Here is a 15651-nt window from a genome sequence, read left to right as displayed (position 1 = left end):
CCCCTCAGCCCGCGAGCACGAAGCGCAGCTGCTCGACCGCCCAGTCCAGCTCGGTCCCGCGCACGACGAGCGGCGGCGCGATGCGGATGGTCTGACCGTGGGTGTCCTTCGCGAGCACGCCGCGCCCGATGAGGCGCTCGGCGATCTCGCGCCCGGTGCCGACCTCGGGGTCGATGTCGACGCCGGCCCAGAGGCCTGCGACGCGCACCGCGGTGACGCCGTGTCCGACGAGCTCCTGGAGCTTCGCCTCGAGGTGCTCGCCGAGGAGCTTCGCGCGGCCCTGGAACTCGCCGGTCTGCAGCATCTCGACCACCCGCAGGCCCACCGCCGCGGCGAGCGGGTTGCCGCCGAACGTCGAGCCGTGCTCGCCCGGGTGGATCACCCCGAGCACGTCGCGGTCGGCGACGACCGCCGACAGCGGGAGGATGCCCCCGCCCAGCGCCTTGCCGAGGAGGTAGATGTCGGGGACGACGCCCTCACGGTCGCACGCGAACGTCTCGCCCACACGGCCGAGGCCGGACTGGATCTCGTCGGCGATGAACAGCACACCGCGGCGGGTGCAGATCTCCCGCACCTTCTTGAGGTAGCCGTCGGGCGGGAGGATGACACCCGCCTCGCCCTGGATCGGCTCGATGAGCACGGCGACCGTGTCGGCGGTGATCGCGGCGTCGATGACCGCGGCGTCGCCGAACGGCACCGAGATGAAGCCGGGCGTGAACGGCCCGAAGTCGGCGCGCGCCTGCGGGTCGTCGCTGAAGCCGACGATCGTCGTGGTGCGCCCGTGGAAGTTGCCGTGCGCGACGACGATCTTCGCAGCGTCGGGAGCGACGCCCTTCACACGGTAACCCCACGCGCGGGCGACCTTGATGCCGGTCTCGACGGCCTCGGCGCCGGTGTTCATCGGCAGCACGAGGTCTTTGCCGCAGAGCTCGGCGAGAGCAGCGGCGAAGGGGCCGAGACGGTCGTTGTGGTACGCGCGGCTCGTGAGCGTCAGTCGGTTCAGCTGCTCCTGCGCGGCGGCGAGGATCGCGGGGTGCCCGTGCCCGAAGTTGAGGGCCGAGTAGGCCGAGAGCAGGTCGAGGTAGCGCTTGCCCTCGACATCCGTCACCCACGCTCCCTCGCCGCGCGAGATCACGACCGGCAGCGGGTGGTAGTTGTGGGCGACGTGCTCCTCTTCGGCAGCGATGATCTGGCTCATCGCGGCATCGAATGAGGTGGAGGCGGCGGTCATCAGGGGCTCCTCTTTCGCGCGGGTCAGCGTCGCAGCTCGAGCGTGCAGCACTTGATGCCGCCGCCACCGAGCAGCAGCTCGGAAAGGTCGACGAGCACCGGGTTGTAGCCGCGTTCGCGCAGCTGCGCCTCGAAACCTGTCGCGCGGGGCGAGATGATCACGTTGAGACCGTCGCTGGCCGAGTTGAGACCGAACACGGCACCGTCGGCGTCGGCGACACGGATCGCGTCGGGATAGCGCTCGGCGAGGATCGCCTGGCTGCGCTCGTCGAACGCGTGCTCGAGGTACGCGATGTTGGCCTTCTCGACGCCGCCGGGACCCTCTACGGGGTCGAGCACCGAGATGGCGGTGTCGAGGTGGTAGAACCGCGGGTCGACGAGAGTGAGGCTCACGACCTCCTTGCCGAACACGTCGCCGAGTTCACGGTGGCTGTCGCCCGTCGAGCGGAAGCCGGTCCCGGCGAGGATCGTGTCGCCGACGAGCAGGAAGTCGCCTTCGCCCTCGTTGACCTCGACGGGCTCCGCGACCTCGAAGCCGTTGTCACGGAACCAGTCCATGAACGCGGGACCCTCGGGGACGCGCTCCTGGAAGCGGAACTTCGCGCCGTACGCGACGTTGTCGATGACGAACCCGCCGTTCGCCGTGTAGACCATGTCGGGAAGACCCTCGATGGGGTCGATGAGGTGCACCTCGTGGCCGAGTGCGAGGTACGTGTCGTAGAGGGCCTGCCACTGGCGCACCGCGAGGGCGGTGTCGGTGGGGTTGGCCGGCTCCATCCACGGGTTGATGGTGTAGCTGACCGTGAAGTGCTCGGGGCGGCACATGAGGTAGCGCCGGATCTGCTGGATCCGGCCGGAGGCGGACCCGGTGACCGGGGCGGTGGCGGACGCGGTGTTCTGCGTGGACATCTTGCTCCTGTAGAGGCGCGGCGGACGCTGTCCAGAGGCCCGGCGGAGCTGAGGAAGCCGTCAACCGGGCACGCCTCGTCCATTGTCTCACGGACGCTGCACACGGCCTGGAAATGCGGTCGCGGGATGCTGCACCCCGGTCACACTCCGCGAGGACCACCACCTTGCCCGCCGAGACAGAGGATGTCCGCCGACACCGGTGACGATGTCCCCGGTCTCGGCGCGATTCCCTTGCCTCGGCGAGGCGAGGGATTCGAGAGCCTCAATCGGCGGCGACGACGACTTTGCCGACCACGTGGCCGTCGGCCACGCACGCGAGCGCCGTTCCGGCCTCCGCGAACGGGAACCGCGTTTCGATGACGGGGCGGAGACTCCCGGCCGCGGCGAGCTCGAGCAGCTCTGCGAGCACGTCCGGCTTCGCGACGGCGGCGAGCGGACGGAGCGCCCGCTTCGACCCGATCGACAGGACGGCTGCCGCGGCGAGGCGCCCGATCGGGCCGAACACGCGTCCGCCCTCGCCCGACACGAGCACGACGTGACCGCCTTCGCGCACCAGTCGCCGCAGAGCCCGCAGCGGCGCGGTGCCGGCGATGTCGAGGACGGCATCGAAGCGGCCCTCCCCGAGCTCCGCCGATCCCGGCTGCACCGTGCGGTAGTCGAAGGTGCGCGCCGCGCCGAGCCCTTCGACGAGCGCGCGGTTGCGGTCCCCGCACAGCGCCCAGACCTCGGCGCCGCGCCCCGCCGCGAGCTGCACGGCGAACGTGCCCACGCCTCCTGACGCTCCGATGACGAGCACCCGCTGCGGCGGCGCGCCCGCCGGCGGAGCGACGACGCGGCCGAGTGCCAGCGCCTGCCACGCCGTGCCGCCGGCGACCGGCAGGCTCGCGGCGACCGCAGCGTCGAGCTGGGCAGGTCGGGCGACGAGGCGCGACGCCGGGCACACCGCGTACATCGCGAGCCCGCCGCCGGCGGGAAGCTCGCCGACGACCTCGTCCCCGACCGCGAGCTCCGTCACGCCGTCGCCGATCCCGACGACGGTGGCGGCAGCATCCATCCCCCTCACCGCCTGGCGCGGGCGGCGCAGGCCGAACGCGAGGCGCACGAGGAGAGGCTCGCCGCGCATGACGCGGATGTCGCCGTTGTTGAGGCCCGTCGCGCGCAGGCGCAGCAGCACCTCGCCGCGGCGTGGCGCCGGCACGTCGATGTTCTCGAGCGCGACCGTGTCGGCATCGCCGTATCGGTGCTGCGTCCACGCGGGCATCGAGTCCGTGCGCAGGGACGCGGATCCGTGACGTGTCTCGGACATGTCATTCCTCCGGGTAGTCGAAGAGATCGTCGAGCCCGACGCCGAAGGCGCGGGACAGTTGGAACGCGAGCTCGAGCGTCGGCGAGTACCGCCCCTGCTCGATGGCGATGAGGGTCTGCCGCGTGACGCCCACGCGACGGGCGAGATCGGCTTGGGTCATGCCGGCCGATTCGCGGACGGCGCGGATCGAGTTGGTGACCTTCGTGGGCTTCACCATCAGACGAGCCCCCGGCGGTAGGCGATGACGCTCGCGATGCCGCCGACGATCGACGACAGCGCGAAGCCGAAGTACATGGTGTTGGCGATCCAGAACCAGTCGGCCTCGAACGCGCATAGGACGAGGACGCCGAGGCCGGCGATGATGAGGAACGCCTGGCCGACGCGCGTCGACATGTGCGCGATGTCGCGGTCGCGCTGGTCGCTCTTGCCCACACCGTCGGGGTCGAACATGCCGGCGAGGATGCCCCACGCGATGCTCAGCACGATCGCACCGACGATGCTCGCGCCGATCACCCACAGCATGATCGGCGCCCAGTCCACGTCGGTGAGCGGGCCGCCGTCGGCCTGCCGCAGCACGATCACGACGTAGACGATCGTGCCGATCACGCTGACGATGAGGCTCGACCAGATGTTGCGCTCTTCGTAGACCATGACTCCCCCAGAGGGTTGTAAAAGATTCTTGACACCGACGATAGGCGGGCCTACCGTGCGTGTCAAGAATCTTTTACACACCACTCGGAAGGAATCGACATGCCCTCGCTCATCCGCACCGCCCGCTGGACCGGCGGCGCTTACCTCGCCCTCGCCCTGCTCGGGGGCCTCGGCTTCCTGCTCGTGCGCCCCCTCGCGACCGAGGCGCTCGGCTACGCCCAGCTCGGCATCGCCCTCGAACTCGGCGTGGTGATCACCCAGTCGCTTGCGGCTGTCGGCTTCTTCGCGCTGTACCGCGAAGACCGGCCCGTCGCGGCCTACGCGGTCGCCGCGTTCGGCATGGGCAACGCCCTCGCGGTGCTGGGAAGCGCAGCGATGCTCACGGCGGCTCTCGCGATCTCTCTCGATCCGGCGACGGCGACGACGCCGGATGCCGCGCCCCTGCTGCGCGTCGTCGCGGATGCGTTCTGGACGGTCGGCGCGGTGTTCTTCGGGCTGTGGCTCGTTCCGATGGGGTGGTTCGCGATCACGACCGGACGGATGCCGCGAATCCTCGGCTGGATCCTCGTGGCGGGCGGGGCGGGGTACGTGGTGAACGCCGTGCTGTCGGCCGCCCTCCCCGGCACTGCCGGCGTCGCCGCGGACCTCATCGTGATCCCGGCGACCGTCGGCGAGCTGTGGATGGTCGGGTATCTCCTGATCCGCGGCATCCGTCGCGCCCCCGCTTCCCGACCGAAGCCGCTGGTCGCGCCGGCACCCGCCGCGTGACCCACCCCAGCGATACGCGCACCGCCGTCTCGGGTTCGGGGCGTGTCCCGCACGTTCGGGGCGCACCCCGCGCGCCCCGAACGATCGCCGCGCGCCCCAAGCCGGGAGCCACGGGAGCCCGGGTCGATCTCGCCGCGCCGAGCCGCCGCCACCGCGAACCGGCAGCTACAGGGGTTCGGGGCGCGTCCCGCACGTTCGGGGCGCACCCCGCGCGCCCCGAACGATCGCCGCGCGCCCCAAACCCGTGGCGGTGACGGATGCTGCAGCCCGCAGCATCCGGAATCCGCGTCAGATGACCGACTCGCTCCAGGGGTCGGGGTTGCCGAAGCGGTGCGCGGTGATCGTCACGGACTGCTCGTGGAGGAACGGCAGCAGCTCGAGCCGGCCGGCGGTGGTGACCTCGTTGTCGTAGACCGCGAGATCGGGGTCACCGCCCATGGCCTGCGCGACGACGCTGTGCAGCGCCGCGACCGAGTCGGGCTGGCCGATGAGTCGCACGCGCGCGGGCCGCGGCTCGGGGTCGGCGTCGGCGGCCGCTGCGACGATGTCGACGGCGGCGAGGCGCTCGAGCCACTGCTCGTCGGTCTCGACGAAGACGGCGACATCCTCCTCCGCCAGCACGCGGCGCACGGCGGCGGGCAGGCCGACGGGCGCGCTCAGCGTCAGTCGCGATCCGGCACGCAGACCCGCGATCACGACGCGCAGCACGGCCTGCCACGAGGCGTCTGCCGTGGCGCGCAGCGCGACGGCCGGGATCGGACGGTAGCGGAAGAGGTTGCGCTCGACGCCGAGGCCCGACACGTCCTTGACCTGGCCGTACTCGCGGTCCCACGCGATGGCGTCCGACAGGGCGCCGCGACGGAGCCACTCGAACGCCTCGTAGTCCAGCGACGGCTGCGCCGCCTCGATGAGGGCGACGATGCGGGTGTCGAGACCACGCAGGTGCAGCGTCGCGGACGTCGGGGCGCCGGAGGTGGCGCGCCACCGGCCGAGGCCAAGGAGGTAGTTGGGCCCGCCCGCCTTGGCGCCGGCGCCGACCGACGAGCGCTTCCACCCGCCGAACGGCTGGCGCTGCACGATCGCACCGGTGATGCCGCGGTTGACGTAGAGATTTCCCGCCTCGACGCGGTCGAGCCACAGCGCGAGGTCGTCGGGATTCTGCGTGTAGAGCCCCGCGGTCAGGCCGTAGGCCACGGCGTTCTGCAGCTCGATCGCGTGCGCGAGCGACGACGCGTGCATGATGCCGAGGACGGGTCCGAAGAACTCCTCGCGGTGGAAGCGTGAGCCGGGCTGCACGCCGGTGCGGATGCCGGGGCTCCAGAGCCGCCCATCGTACTCGGGAGCGGCGTCCACGCGCTTCGGCTCGACGAGCCACGACTCCCCCTCGTCGAGGGTGGTGAGCGCCCACTGGAGCTTCCCGCGCGGCACCTCGACGACCGGGCCGACCTCGCTGAGCGGATCGGACGGCGCGCCGACGCGGAGGGAGGTCGCAGCATCCACCAGCTGACGCGCGAAGCGCTGCGAGTGGCCGACAGGACCCACGAGGATCGCGAGCGACGCGGCGGAGCACTTCTGGCCGGCATGGCCGAACGCGCTCTTGATGAGATCGGATGCCGCGAGGTCGAGGTCCGCTGTCGGCATGACGATCATCGCGTTCTTGCCGCTGGTCTCGGCGAGGAGCGGGAGGTCGGGGCGCCACGAGCGGAACAGGGCCGCGGTCTCCCACGCGCCGGTGAGGATCACCCGGTCGACGCCCGGGTGCGACAGCAGCGTCTGCCCGAGACCGCCCTCGTCGATGTCGACGAGCGCGAGCACGTCGCGCGGCACGCCCGCCTCCCACAGCGCCTCGGCGACGACCGCCGCACAGCGCCGTGCCTGCGGCGCGGGCTTGAAGACGACGCCGGAGCCCGCGGCGAGCGCCGCCAGCACACCGCCCGCGGGGATCGCGATCGGGAAGTTCCACGGCGGAGTCACGACGGTGAGCCGGGCCGGCTCGAACACCGCGCCGCTCACGCGGTCGAGTTCGCGCGCGGTGGCGGCGTAGTAGTTCGCGAAGTCGACCGCCTCGCTGACCTCGACATCAGCCTCGGCGAAGACCTTGCCGGTCTCGGAGGCGGCGACCTCGATGAGCTCGCCGCGACGGGCTTCGAGTGCGCGCGCGGCGGCAGCCAGCACCAGGCTGCGCTCGGCGGCAGGGAGAGCGCCCCACGCCCGCGCGGCGTCGCGCACGCGCGTCACGATGCCGTGCAGCGCGGGCTCATCGGTGACGCGGGCCGCCTCGACTGTGGCGTCGCCGGCGCGCGAGGTCTCGATGCGGGACAGGATGCTGCGCGCCCAGGCGCGGTTCGCCGGCAGGGCCGGGTCGCTGTCGGCGGTGTTGCGGAAGCCCGGTGCGCCCGCGACGCGGGCTGCGGACTCGCGGGGCGCGAACACCGCCGTCTCGACGAACGCCTCGGCCCCGAACACCTGCTCGGGGACGGACCGCTCGACCGGGTCGGTGTCGCCCGGAACGGCCGAGCGCGCGATGCCGATCACGGCCTGGGTCAGACCTGCCTCGTCGGACGCCGCTGCGGCTCGCCGCAGGCGCGCCTGCGCGCGCGGGGAGTCGGCGCGGGCCGCGTCGGGGTCGGTCGCGATCGCCTCGGCGGCGCGGTCCTGCGACCGGTTCGCGCCGGTCGCGAGCGCCGGATCGTCGGCGCGGACGAGGGAGGCGAGGAACCGGTCGCGCTCGCGGTCGAACATCGCCGGGTCGTCAGCGAGGTCGAAGGCGGCCGACAGGAAGTTGTCGCTCGAGGCGTTCTCCTCGAGGCGTCGCACCAGGTAGCTGATCGCCACGTCGAACTCGTCGGGACGCACCACCGGGACGTACAGCAGCACATGGCCGACCTCGCGCGTGACCGCCTCGACCTGGCCCTGCGCCATCCCGAGCAGCATCTCGAACTCGACGTCGTTCCGGACTCCCGCGGCGCCCGCGAGCAGCCAGGCATAGGCGATGTCGAAGAGGTTGTGACCGGCGACGCCGATCCGCACCGCGCGGGTGTGCTCCTTCTGGAGTGCGAACCGGAGGCACCGCACGTAGTTCGCGTCGGAGTCGACCTTCTCGCCGTACGTGGCGAGACTCCAGTCGTGCATGACCGCGTCGACGCGCTCCATCGCGAGGTTCGCGCCCTTCACGAGTCGCACCTTGATGCGCGCGCCGCCGTTCGCGACGCGCTCCTGCGCCCACGCGGTGAGCCGCTCGAGCGCGGGCAGGGCGTCGGGCAGGTAGGCCTGGAGCACGATGCCGGCTTCGAGGTGGCGCAGGCGCGGGTCGGCGAGGAGGCGCGTGAACACCGCGATCGTGAGATCGAGGTCGCGATACTCCTCCATGTCGAGGTTGATGAACGTCGGTCCGTTCACCGAGCTCGTGGGCGAGGCCGCCGTGAGGTACAGCGGGCGAAGCCGGGCGACGACCTTCTCGACGACCTCGTCGAACGCCCACATCGAGATGTGGCTGGCGATCGCCGAGACCTTGACCGAGACGTAGTCGACATCGGGGCGGCGGATGAGCTCGTGGATGCCCTCGAGCCGGCGCAGCGCCTCCTGCTCGCCGAGCACTGCCTCGCCCAGGAGGTTGAGGTTGAGCCGCGCGCCGCTCTTACGAAGAGTGGCGATCGCGGGACCGAGCTTGTCGGGACGGGCGTCGACGACGAGATGCCCGACCATCTCGCGCAGCACGCGCCGTGCGATGGGCACGACCGGCGACGGCAGCACCGGTGCGACCGCACCGCCCACACGGACGGCGCCGCGCAGGTACCAGGGCAGGAACTCCGGCACGAGAGGTGCGACGCGATGCAGATGGGATGCCGCGGCCGACAGACTCTCGGGACGCATCACGCCGTCCACGAACCCGATCGTGAACGGCAGGCCGTTCGGGTCCTTGAGCACGCCCGCCAGTCGCTCCGCCGCCGGATCGACCTCGACCTCGGCGCTCTCGGCGATCCACCGCTGCGCGAGGGCGACCGCCTCACCGGCCACGTGCTCGTCGGGTCGTACTTGCATTCGCACTCCAGCTGTCACGTCGTCGGACTCCGTGGTTCCAGCCTGCACCTCAATGTGCGCGATCGGGTTCACCTGCTGCATGAGGTCAAGGGTGAGGCATCCATTCATTCGTGAAAAGCGATCATCTACGATCGATATCGTTCGGATTTCTCGATGGGATGCTGATGTTCGAGCTGCGTCGTCTCAGACTGCTCCACGAGCTCGCGCTCCGCGGCACGCTCGCGGCCGTCGCCGACGCGCTCTCGTACAGTCCGTCCACGATCTCGCAGCAGCTCGCGCAGCTCGAGAAGGAGGCCGGCGTCGCGCTGCTGGCGCCGGAAGGGCGGCGGGTGCGGCTCACCGAGCACGGACGCGTCCTGGCGGCACACGCCGCGCGTGCACTCGACCTCGACGAACAGGCCCGCGGCGAGCTCGAGTCCCTGCACCCGGGGCTCGCGCCGGTGCGCGTCGCGGTCATGCAGACCGCCGCGCTCGCCATCGTGCCCGCCGCGCTCGGACTGCTGTCCGAACGCGCGCCCGATCTTCGCGTCGAGCTCGTCGAGATGCCTCCCGAGCTCGGGCTCTTCGAGCTCACGGCGCGGGGCGTCGACCTCGTGATCGCCGAGCAGTACCCCGGGCACACGCGGGCCCACGCGCCGGGTCTCGAGCGCGACCCGCTCGGCACCGACCCGATCCATCTGGCCGTGGCATCCACTGATCCCGCCCACTCGCTCGACGACCTGAGCGGTCGCCCGTGGGTGATGGAGCCCGCCGGCACCGCCGCGCGTCTGTGGGCGGTGCAGCAGTGCCGCGCCGCGGGCTTCGAGCCCGACGTGCGGTACGAGCTGGCCGACCTGTCGGCCCACGCGCGCCTGGTCGCGGCCGGGCAGGCGGTCGCCGTGCTGCCCGACCTGCTGTGGGAGGGGTCGGCGGTCCCGGTGTCGCTGCTCGATCTCCCCGGTCGCCCCGCGCGCGAGATCTTCACCGCGCAGCGCACCGCGTCGCGGGCACGCGCGGGCATCCTGGAGGTTCGGCGTGCCCTGCACGACGCGTTTCCGCTGCGGCGGACGGATGCTGCGCCCCCAGGCTCTTAGCGGGACCCGAAGGCCGCGCCGTGGCGGGGTCGCAGCATCCGCCTCCCGGTCAGGTGCGCTCGGTGTGCTCGTGCCCTTCCGGCGGAGTCGGCGGCCGCTCGTCCGTGTTCGCACGGCGGCGCTCGGCGCCCTCGAGCACCGTGTCCCGGTCGCCGGCGGTTTCGCCCATGTGGGCTGCGGCCGACGGGGCGGCGGCGTTGCGGGCACCGGTGCCGTCGACGTAGGGGTCGACGTCGTCGGCCTTGCGCATCGCCTCTGCGTGCTGCTGACGCAGGTCCTCGGCTTCGGCGCGGTGGTCGTCGACGCGTCCCGCGCGGCGTTCGGCCTCCATCGATGCTTCGGCCGCCCGCGCCTTGGCGTCCTCCGCGGCCGCCGCGGCGGCTGCGGCGTCCGCGCGGGCACGTGCCGCCTCGGCCTCGTGCTGCCGGGCCTGCAGCTCGGTCTCGCGCGCGTCTTCGCGCATCTTCTCGGCGCGATCGTGCTGGTGCTCCCGGCGACGCTCACGGCGCCCGCGCGCTGTGAGCAGCAGGGCGACGACGACGATCGCGAGCACGATGACGACGCCGACGATGATCCAGATCAGGGTGGTCGTATCCACGGCTCCTCCTTCTCCCTCCGACGCCGGCGGGGTTCGGCCGGCGCCACCACTGCCAGGCAACCTCCGCACCCGGCGAGCGGCAAACCCGTTGCGCACCGGCAGTGCGTGCGCTAGGCCCGGCGCTGCACCGGGGATTCTTAGGTTCCGGACCCCCTCACGCATAGGATGAGTGCTCTCGCCGACGCAGTTCGCCACCACCCGCCACGCCCCCCGAAGGACCCGCGTTGACCGACACGCCCGCCCTCGTCTTCGACGGAGACCGTCCCCGCGATGAAGCAGAGACGCTCCGCCTCCAGGAATGCTCGCAGGAGCAGATCCGCACGATCGGACGCATCCAGGCGCACGGCGCCCTTTTCGGCATCGATGAGGCGACCGGAGTCGTGGTCGTCGCGAGCGAGAACGTCGAGCACTGGCTCGGACGCGACCTGCGCGAGGCCGGCAGCGACACGCTTTCCTGGGCGATCAGCCAGGGACTGGCCGTCGATCCGGTGCGCGCGGAGTTCGAGGGCGGCGTCTACGACGTCATCGCACATCGCGGCACCGTCCCGCTCGTCGTCGAGCTCGAGCCCGTGGTGCCGGAGCTCGAATACGTCCGCACCGGAGTCGTCGGCGCGATCCAGCGCTTGGCGGGGGTCACCGACCCCGACGAGCTGCGGCAGCAGGCAGCCCGCGAGATCAAGGACATCACGGGCTTCGACCGGGTCATGTGCTACGAGTTCCACGAGGACGGGCACGGGCAGGTCGTGGCCGACGAGCGCGAACCCGGCATGGAGGCGTACTTCGGACTCCACTTCCCCGGCTCCGACATCCCGGCGCAGGCGCGTGCGCTGTACATCGAGAAGCGCTCACGGGTGATCGCCGACACCGAGGACCCGGGCCTCGCCCTGCACACGCTCCTTCCCGAGGACGCCCCGCTCGACCTCGGGCGCAGCGAGCTGCGCGCCGTGTCGCCGCACCACCTCCAGTTCATGCGCAACATGGGGCAGGCGGCGACGGTGTCGTTCGGCCTCGTCATCGAGGACCGCCTCGTGGGGATGTTCACGTGCGCTCACCGCACCCCCCGACGTCTGCCCGTGCTGCTGCGCCGGGCCCTCGAGGTGATGGCGACCCAGGTCGTGACCCAGCTCGCCGCTGCTGAGCAGATCCGGCGCCTGCGCCGGCAGCTCGAGGCGCGCGAGCGGCGGATCGCCATCATCGCCCCGCTCTACGGGCGCGGCGACGTCGGCACCGTGCTGATGAGCGGCGAGCGGACCGTGCTCGACGTGGTTCCCGCAGACGGCGCCCTGCTGCGGATGGGCGAGACGGTCCACACCGTGGGCGTCGTGCCGCCCCCCGCTCGCTTGTTCGCCGTGATCGACGAGCTCGGCCCGGGGCGACTGCTGTGGGAGGCGCTTCCGATCGAACGGCCGGGCCTCGCGGTGGAGGTGCCGGGCGTCGCCGGCCTTCTCATCGTCCCGCTCGGCGGCGACGGCGACACGCTCGTCTTCGTACGCAGCGAGGTCTCGCGCACGGTCGACTGGCTCGGCGACCAGCGACCGGAGAACCGCGACACGCCGCTCTCCCCTCGCCGGTCGTTCTCCGCCTGGCGCGAGAGCGTCACGGGTCGCAGCCTCCCGTGGGGTGAACACGCCCAGGACGCTTCGGCCCTCGGTGAGGAGATCAGGTCGGCCATGGTCGCCCGCACCCAGGCGGAGCTCGCGGAGCTCGCGCTGCGCGATGCACTCACGGGTCTCCACAACCGCCGCTTCCTGGACGACCGGCTGAACGAGCTGCTGCAGGGCTCCGGCGCCGCCCTGGCTGTCGTCTTCCTCGACCTCGACGACTTCAAGCTCATCAACGACACGTACGGCCACGAGATGGGCGACGCCGTCCTGGCCGCGATCGGCCGCCGGCTGAGCGGGGTGGCCCGCAGCTCCGACATGGTCGTACGGCTGGGCGGCGACGAGTTCGTGATCGTGTGCGTCAGCGCAGGTCCGGAGGAGGCCGCGGCGATCGCGGGAAGGGCGCTGGCCGCGATCGCCGAGCCGATCACGGTACGGGGCGTCGAGGTCGCCGTGGGCGCCTCCGCGGGCGTCGTCGCAGCCGAGCGCGGGATCTCTCCCGGAGGGCTGCTGGATGCCGCGGACGCGGCGATGTACCGCGCGAAGCGCGACGGTGGCGGTCGGGTCTCAGCGTGACGGAAGGTCGGGCTCGGGGACGACCCGGAGCCCGGACGACGAGTTCGCCGCGTCGATCAGATCCTGCAGCCAGAGCCGGTTGATCTCGGGCATCGGCCCCTCGTACTCGAACCGCAGCGGCGTCACCGACGAGATCCAGACGGCCTGACGCAGCGACGTGTGCTCGTCGACGTGGGCGAACGACAGGTTCTCCCGACGCCGCAGCTTCGCCATGATGACCAGCTCGAGGTGAGCGAGGGTGCGATCGTCGATCGTGAAGGACGCCGGGGGTGCGCCGTAGTGAAGTATGCCCACGCGTCGATCCTACGGGCGGGTGGCGCAGGTACGCTGGTGCGATGGCGATCGTGAACCGGCTCACCGTGGATGGACGCGACTATTTCCTTCCCGACCCCGTGTCGGAGCTGAAGACCAAGATCCTCGAGGCGATCAAGGCGGGGGGCGGCTATGTGAACATCCCGCCGCTGCGCGGGGGCCCGGGAGTCGACATCCTGTTCTCCCCCGGCATGCCGGTGACGTGGTCGCAGTTCGAGGTCGGCGACACGCCGGCGCCCAGCGACGAGCAGAGCGAGGACCTCGCCGACTACGGGCTCTGAAGCGGGGCCGCGCGCTCCGGTCCGGTCAGACCGCGAGCAGCTCGTCCATCTCGTCGGACGGCATCGGGAGCCCCCACAGGTAGCCCTGCCCGCGGTGGCAGCCGCGACGGCGGGAGCGCTCGAGGTGGGCCACGGTCTCGATGCCTTCCGCCAGCACCCGCCATCCGTGCTCGGCGCTGCTCGCGACCACGGCGGCGATCGCGTCGTCGGCTTCGGCATCCGTCCGCTGCGTGAGTGATCGGTCGATCTTCACCTCGTCGATCGGAAGGGCCTCCAGCATCGCCACGGTGGTGTCACCGCCGGCGTAGTCGTCGACCGAGATCGAGACCCCGACGGACCGCAGCGTCTGCATCGCGGTGACCATCTCCGGACGCAGCTGCGGCGTCGGAGCCTCGGTGATCTCGATCGTGATGCCGGCAGGGTCGATGCCGAGCCGGTCCAGCCGCGCCACCACCGTGTCGGCGTACCGGGTGGAGAAGTGCGCGGGAGACGCGTTAACCGCGAGACCGAGCGGGTGTCCCGACCCGCGCCACCGCATCACGCGCTCCGCCGCCCGGTCGAACACCTGCAGATCCACCTCGTCGAGGAAATGCCCCTGCTCCGCGAGGGGGATGAACGTGTCGGGCGGGACCGCGCCGAGGTGCGCATGGGTCCAGCGACAGAGCGCTTCGACGGCGACGGGGTCCGTCGGCTCCGGGGCGTCGGGTGGGCCCGCCGGATCCAGGTCGTACTGCGACTGGAAGGCGATCCACAGCTCGCCGGTCGAGAGCGCGGCGCGCAAGTCACGGGTGAGCTGGAGGGGACGGGGCATGCCACCAGCGTCGAGGACGTTCGCGTCGAGGCGCAACACCAGACAAATGCGGCGAAACGGCGTATGATGTCGCGCACTCTCGGCCAGAGACGCGATCCGACACGTCACGATGCCCCGAGGGCTAAGGTGGGACCGATGGGCACGCTCACCTACGACACCCGCGTCACGACGTCGATCGACGATCGGATCCTCGCGCATCTGCAGGCGGTCATCTGGGCCAAGCTGCGACGCGGCGAGTCGTTCCCTTTCACGTGGAGCGACCCGACCCGCGCCGGCCTCGGACGCACCTCGGTGTGGCTGAGCCCGAACGTCTCGCTGGCGTTCGAGTACTTCGGCGGCCGCCAGCCTCGCCTCAATCCCGCGTGGGTGGACGCCCTCGCCAAAGCGGCGAACTCACCCGCGGGCCTCACGATCGTGCCCGAGCCCGACGACCCCGCGGCACCGTAAATAGGCGCGGCCGGCGTTCCTGTCAAGACCCGGGGTCGGCGTCGACGCGTGCTTAGCGTGGACGCATGACACAGCACACCGAAGACCGGGCTGGTGAGATCCACTGGTCCACCCCCGAGCGCGGCTCCTGGGCCGCTGACCGCTTCGGACGCCAGGTGGGCGGGGTGACGCGGGACGAACGCGGCTATGTGGCGACTCGCGGTGGCCGGACCCTCGGCCGCTACCGTTCCCTCGACGCCGCGCTGGACGCCGTCGATCACCGCAGCTGGACCCACCTGCAGCCGAGCCGCTACTGGACCCTGCTGCTCGCGACCATCAACGTGGGCATCCTCGCCGCGATGTCGCTGATCGCGACGGCGATCCTGCGCTGACGTCTCAGCTCCAGACGCTGGGCGCCTCCGCGCGCGTGGGAGGCAGAGCGGATGCTGCCGCCCAGTCGTGCACCCACGCATCCACCTCGGGAACCCCTTCCGGGCGGCCGATCGCGGCGAAGAGCTCCTCGTGCGACAGCGTCCCCCCGGACCGCTTCATCATGCGGGCGCGGATGATCGCGCGGGCGTACACCTCGCCGCCGACCACCGCACGATGCTCGAGGTAGACGGCCTTGTCGTCGTGGCCGATCATGCGCGATTCGACGTCGAACTTCTGCCACAGATTGAGCGACTTGCGGAAGGTCACCGTCTCGCTCGAGACCACGGCGTACCAGCCGTAGGTCTTCATGACGTCCCACAGGCCCGTCCGCACGAGGAGGTCCCACCGGCCGAGGTCGAACAGCGAGAGGTAGCGCCCGTTGTTCATGTGACGCAGAAGGTCGATGTCGGTGAGCAGGGTCGTGAGCCGGATCCGGCTGATCTCGCTCGGACCGAGTCGTCCGCCGCGCCGCAGCCTCCGCCGCGCGGTCACCATCACGATCAGGGTCCGCCACATCACGTTCACGAGGTGCGATCGTAGCGATCCTCGACGGGTCCGCCGATTCCGTTGTGGATTCCCGACAGCTTCCCTCGGGCGCCCGCTCAGATCGGTGCGCCGTGAGATTCGAAGATCCTC

At 71.5% G+C, this 15651-nt stretch carries 16 protein-coding genes; 6 read left to right on the top strand and 10 right to left on the bottom strand.

The window, feature by feature from the left end; translation table 11 throughout:
* Positions 1-4: 4 nt before the first annotated feature.
* The 5 genes from rocD to ACFC1K_RS04695 form a co-directional block, all read right to left on the bottom strand.
* A complete protein-coding gene (rocD, locus tag ACFC1K_RS04715) occupies positions 5-1231 on the bottom strand; it encodes an ornithine--oxo-acid transaminase (RefSeq protein WP_375870651.1) in 1227 nt (408 codons plus the stop codon).
* 23 nt (positions 1232-1254) lie between these two features.
* Positions 1255-2139, bottom strand: coding sequence for a dimethylargininase (gene ddaH / locus ACFC1K_RS04710; RefSeq protein ID WP_375870650.1), 885 nt, complete (start codon positions 2137-2139; stop codon positions 1255-1257).
* Between the two features lie 262 nt (positions 2140-2401).
* Positions 2402-3445, bottom strand: a complete 1044-nt coding sequence (locus ACFC1K_RS04705; RefSeq protein ID WP_375870649.1) for an NAD(P)-dependent alcohol dehydrogenase — start codon at positions 3443-3445, stop codon at positions 2402-2404.
* Position 3446: 1 nt separating this feature from the next.
* Positions 3447-3662, bottom strand: a complete 216-nt coding sequence (locus tag ACFC1K_RS04700) for a helix-turn-helix transcriptional regulator (protein ID WP_375870648.1) — start codon at positions 3660-3662, stop codon at positions 3447-3449.
* On the bottom strand, positions 3662-4096 hold the full coding sequence (locus ACFC1K_RS04695; protein WP_375870647.1) for a hypothetical protein: 435 nt from the start codon (positions 4094-4096) through the stop codon (positions 3662-3664). The genes ACFC1K_RS04700 and ACFC1K_RS04695 overlap by 1 nt, the downstream gene beginning before the upstream one ends.
* 99 nt (positions 4097-4195) lie before the next feature.
* On the opposite strand from ACFC1K_RS04695, the gene ACFC1K_RS04690 reads away from it, so the two are divergent.
* On the top strand, positions 4196-4864 hold the full coding sequence (locus ACFC1K_RS04690; protein WP_375870646.1) for a DUF4386 domain-containing protein: 669 nt from the start codon (positions 4196-4198) through the stop codon (positions 4862-4864).
* 288 nt (positions 4865-5152) lie between these two features.
* On the opposite strand, the gene ACFC1K_RS04685 is transcribed toward ACFC1K_RS04690, so the two are convergent.
* The gene (locus ACFC1K_RS04685; protein ID WP_375870645.1) at positions 5153-8905 is read right to left on the bottom strand and encodes a bifunctional proline dehydrogenase/L-glutamate gamma-semialdehyde dehydrogenase; all 3753 of its coding nucleotides are present in this window, start codon (positions 8903-8905) and stop codon (positions 5153-5155) included.
* 164 nt (positions 8906-9069) lie between these two features.
* Between ACFC1K_RS04685 and ACFC1K_RS04680 the strand changes: the two genes are divergently transcribed.
* On the top strand, positions 9070-9978 hold the full coding sequence (locus ACFC1K_RS04680) for a LysR family transcriptional regulator (protein ID WP_375870644.1): 909 nt from the start codon (positions 9070-9072) through the stop codon (positions 9976-9978).
* 49 nt (positions 9979-10027) lie between these two features.
* Here ACFC1K_RS04680 and ACFC1K_RS04675 read toward each other — a convergent pair whose 3' ends face one another.
* The gene (locus ACFC1K_RS04675; RefSeq protein ID WP_375870643.1) at positions 10028-10576 is read right to left on the bottom strand and encodes a hypothetical protein; all 549 of its coding nucleotides are present in this window, start codon (positions 10574-10576) and stop codon (positions 10028-10030) included.
* A 224-nt stretch (positions 10577-10800) separates the two neighbouring features.
* Between ACFC1K_RS04675 and ACFC1K_RS04670 the strand changes: the two genes are divergently transcribed.
* Positions 10801-12753, top strand: a complete 1953-nt coding sequence (locus ACFC1K_RS04670; protein WP_375870642.1) for a diguanylate cyclase domain-containing protein — start codon at positions 10801-10803, stop codon at positions 12751-12753.
* Here ACFC1K_RS04670 and ACFC1K_RS04665 read toward each other — a convergent pair.
* Positions 12745-13047, bottom strand: coding sequence for a hypothetical protein (locus tag ACFC1K_RS04665; RefSeq protein WP_056371880.1), 303 nt, complete (start codon positions 13045-13047; stop codon positions 12745-12747). The genes ACFC1K_RS04670 and ACFC1K_RS04665 overlap by 9 nt on opposite strands.
* A gap of 41 nt (positions 13048-13088) precedes the next feature.
* On the opposite strand from ACFC1K_RS04665, the gene ACFC1K_RS04660 reads away from it, so the two are divergent.
* Positions 13089-13346 (top strand): hypothetical protein, encoded by a 258-nt coding sequence (locus ACFC1K_RS04660; protein WP_056371882.1) that lies wholly within the window; start codon positions 13089-13091, stop codon positions 13344-13346.
* Positions 13347-13371: 25 nt separating this feature from the next.
* On the opposite strand, the gene ACFC1K_RS04655 is transcribed toward ACFC1K_RS04660, so the two are convergent.
* A complete protein-coding gene (locus ACFC1K_RS04655; RefSeq protein WP_375870641.1) occupies positions 13372-14157 on the bottom strand; it encodes an EAL domain-containing protein in 786 nt (261 codons plus the stop codon).
* A gap of 135 nt (positions 14158-14292) precedes the next feature.
* Here ACFC1K_RS04655 and ACFC1K_RS04650 point away from each other — a divergent pair, with 135 nt between their 5' ends.
* Both ACFC1K_RS04650 and ACFC1K_RS04645 read left to right on the top strand, forming a co-directional pair.
* The gene (locus ACFC1K_RS04650; RefSeq protein ID WP_375870640.1) at positions 14293-14604 is read left to right on the top strand and encodes an ATP-dependent DNA ligase; all 312 of its coding nucleotides are present in this window, start codon (positions 14293-14295) and stop codon (positions 14602-14604) included.
* Positions 14605-14669: 65 nt separating this feature from the next.
* The gene (locus ACFC1K_RS04645; RefSeq protein WP_056371887.1) at positions 14670-14975 is read left to right on the top strand and encodes a hypothetical protein; all 306 of its coding nucleotides are present in this window, start codon (positions 14670-14672) and stop codon (positions 14973-14975) included.
* 4 nt (positions 14976-14979) lie between these two features.
* On the opposite strand, the gene ACFC1K_RS04640 is transcribed toward ACFC1K_RS04645, so the two are convergent.
* Positions 14980-15540, bottom strand: a complete 561-nt coding sequence (locus tag ACFC1K_RS04640; protein ID WP_375870639.1) for a thioesterase family protein — start codon at positions 15538-15540, stop codon at positions 14980-14982.
* Positions 15541-15651: the final 111 nt, after the last annotated feature.

This window comes from Microbacterium sp. NPDC056057 (assembly GCF_042266945.1).
Taxonomy (GTDB): domain Bacteria; phylum Actinomycetota; class Actinomycetes; order Actinomycetales; family Microbacteriaceae; genus Microbacterium; species Microbacterium trichothecenolyticum_C.
The sequence above is the reverse complement of the archived record's forward strand: the minus strand, read 5'-3'. Positions and strand labels throughout refer to the sequence as shown.

What these genes read in the sequence shown, in the direction of transcription:
- ACFC1K_RS04685 (WP_375870645.1), bottom strand. Translation starts at nt 8,905, where the DNA reads ATGCAAGTACGACCCGACGAGCACGTGGCCGGTGAGGCGGTCGCCCTC.
- ACFC1K_RS04695 (WP_375870647.1), bottom strand. Translation starts at nt 4,096, where the DNA reads ATGGTCTACGAAGAGCGCAACATCTGGTCGAGCCTCATCGTCAGCGTG.
- ACFC1K_RS04680 (WP_375870644.1), top strand. Translation starts at nt 9,070, where the DNA reads ATGTTCGAGCTGCGTCGTCTCAGACTGCTCCACGAGCTCGCGCTCCGC.
- ddaH (WP_375870650.1), bottom strand. Translation starts at nt 2,139, where the DNA reads ATGTCCACGCAGAACACCGCGTCCGCCACCGCCCCGGTCACCGGGTCC.
- ACFC1K_RS04700 (WP_375870648.1), bottom strand. Translation starts at nt 3,662, where the DNA reads ATGGTGAAGCCCACGAAGGTCACCAACTCGATCCGCGCCGTCCGCGAA.
- ACFC1K_RS04660 (WP_056371882.1), top strand. Translation starts at nt 13,089, where the DNA reads ATGGCGATCGTGAACCGGCTCACCGTGGATGGACGCGACTATTTCCTT.
- ACFC1K_RS04650 (WP_375870640.1), top strand. Translation starts at nt 14,293, where the DNA reads ATGGGCACGCTCACCTACGACACCCGCGTCACGACGTCGATCGACGAT.
- rocD (WP_375870651.1), bottom strand. Translation starts at nt 1,231, where the DNA reads ATGACCGCCGCCTCCACCTCATTCGATGCCGCGATGAGCCAGATCATC.
- ACFC1K_RS04645 (WP_056371887.1), top strand. Translation starts at nt 14,670, where the DNA reads ATGACACAGCACACCGAAGACCGGGCTGGTGAGATCCACTGGTCCACC.
- ACFC1K_RS04705 (WP_375870649.1), bottom strand. Translation starts at nt 3,445, where the DNA reads ATGTCCGAGACACGTCACGGATCCGCGTCCCTGCGCACGGACTCGATG.
- ACFC1K_RS04655 (WP_375870641.1), bottom strand. Translation starts at nt 14,157, where the DNA reads ATGCCCCGTCCCCTCCAGCTCACCCGTGACTTGCGCGCCGCGCTCTCG.
- ACFC1K_RS04690 (WP_375870646.1), top strand. Translation starts at nt 4,196, where the DNA reads ATGCCCTCGCTCATCCGCACCGCCCGCTGGACCGGCGGCGCTTACCTC.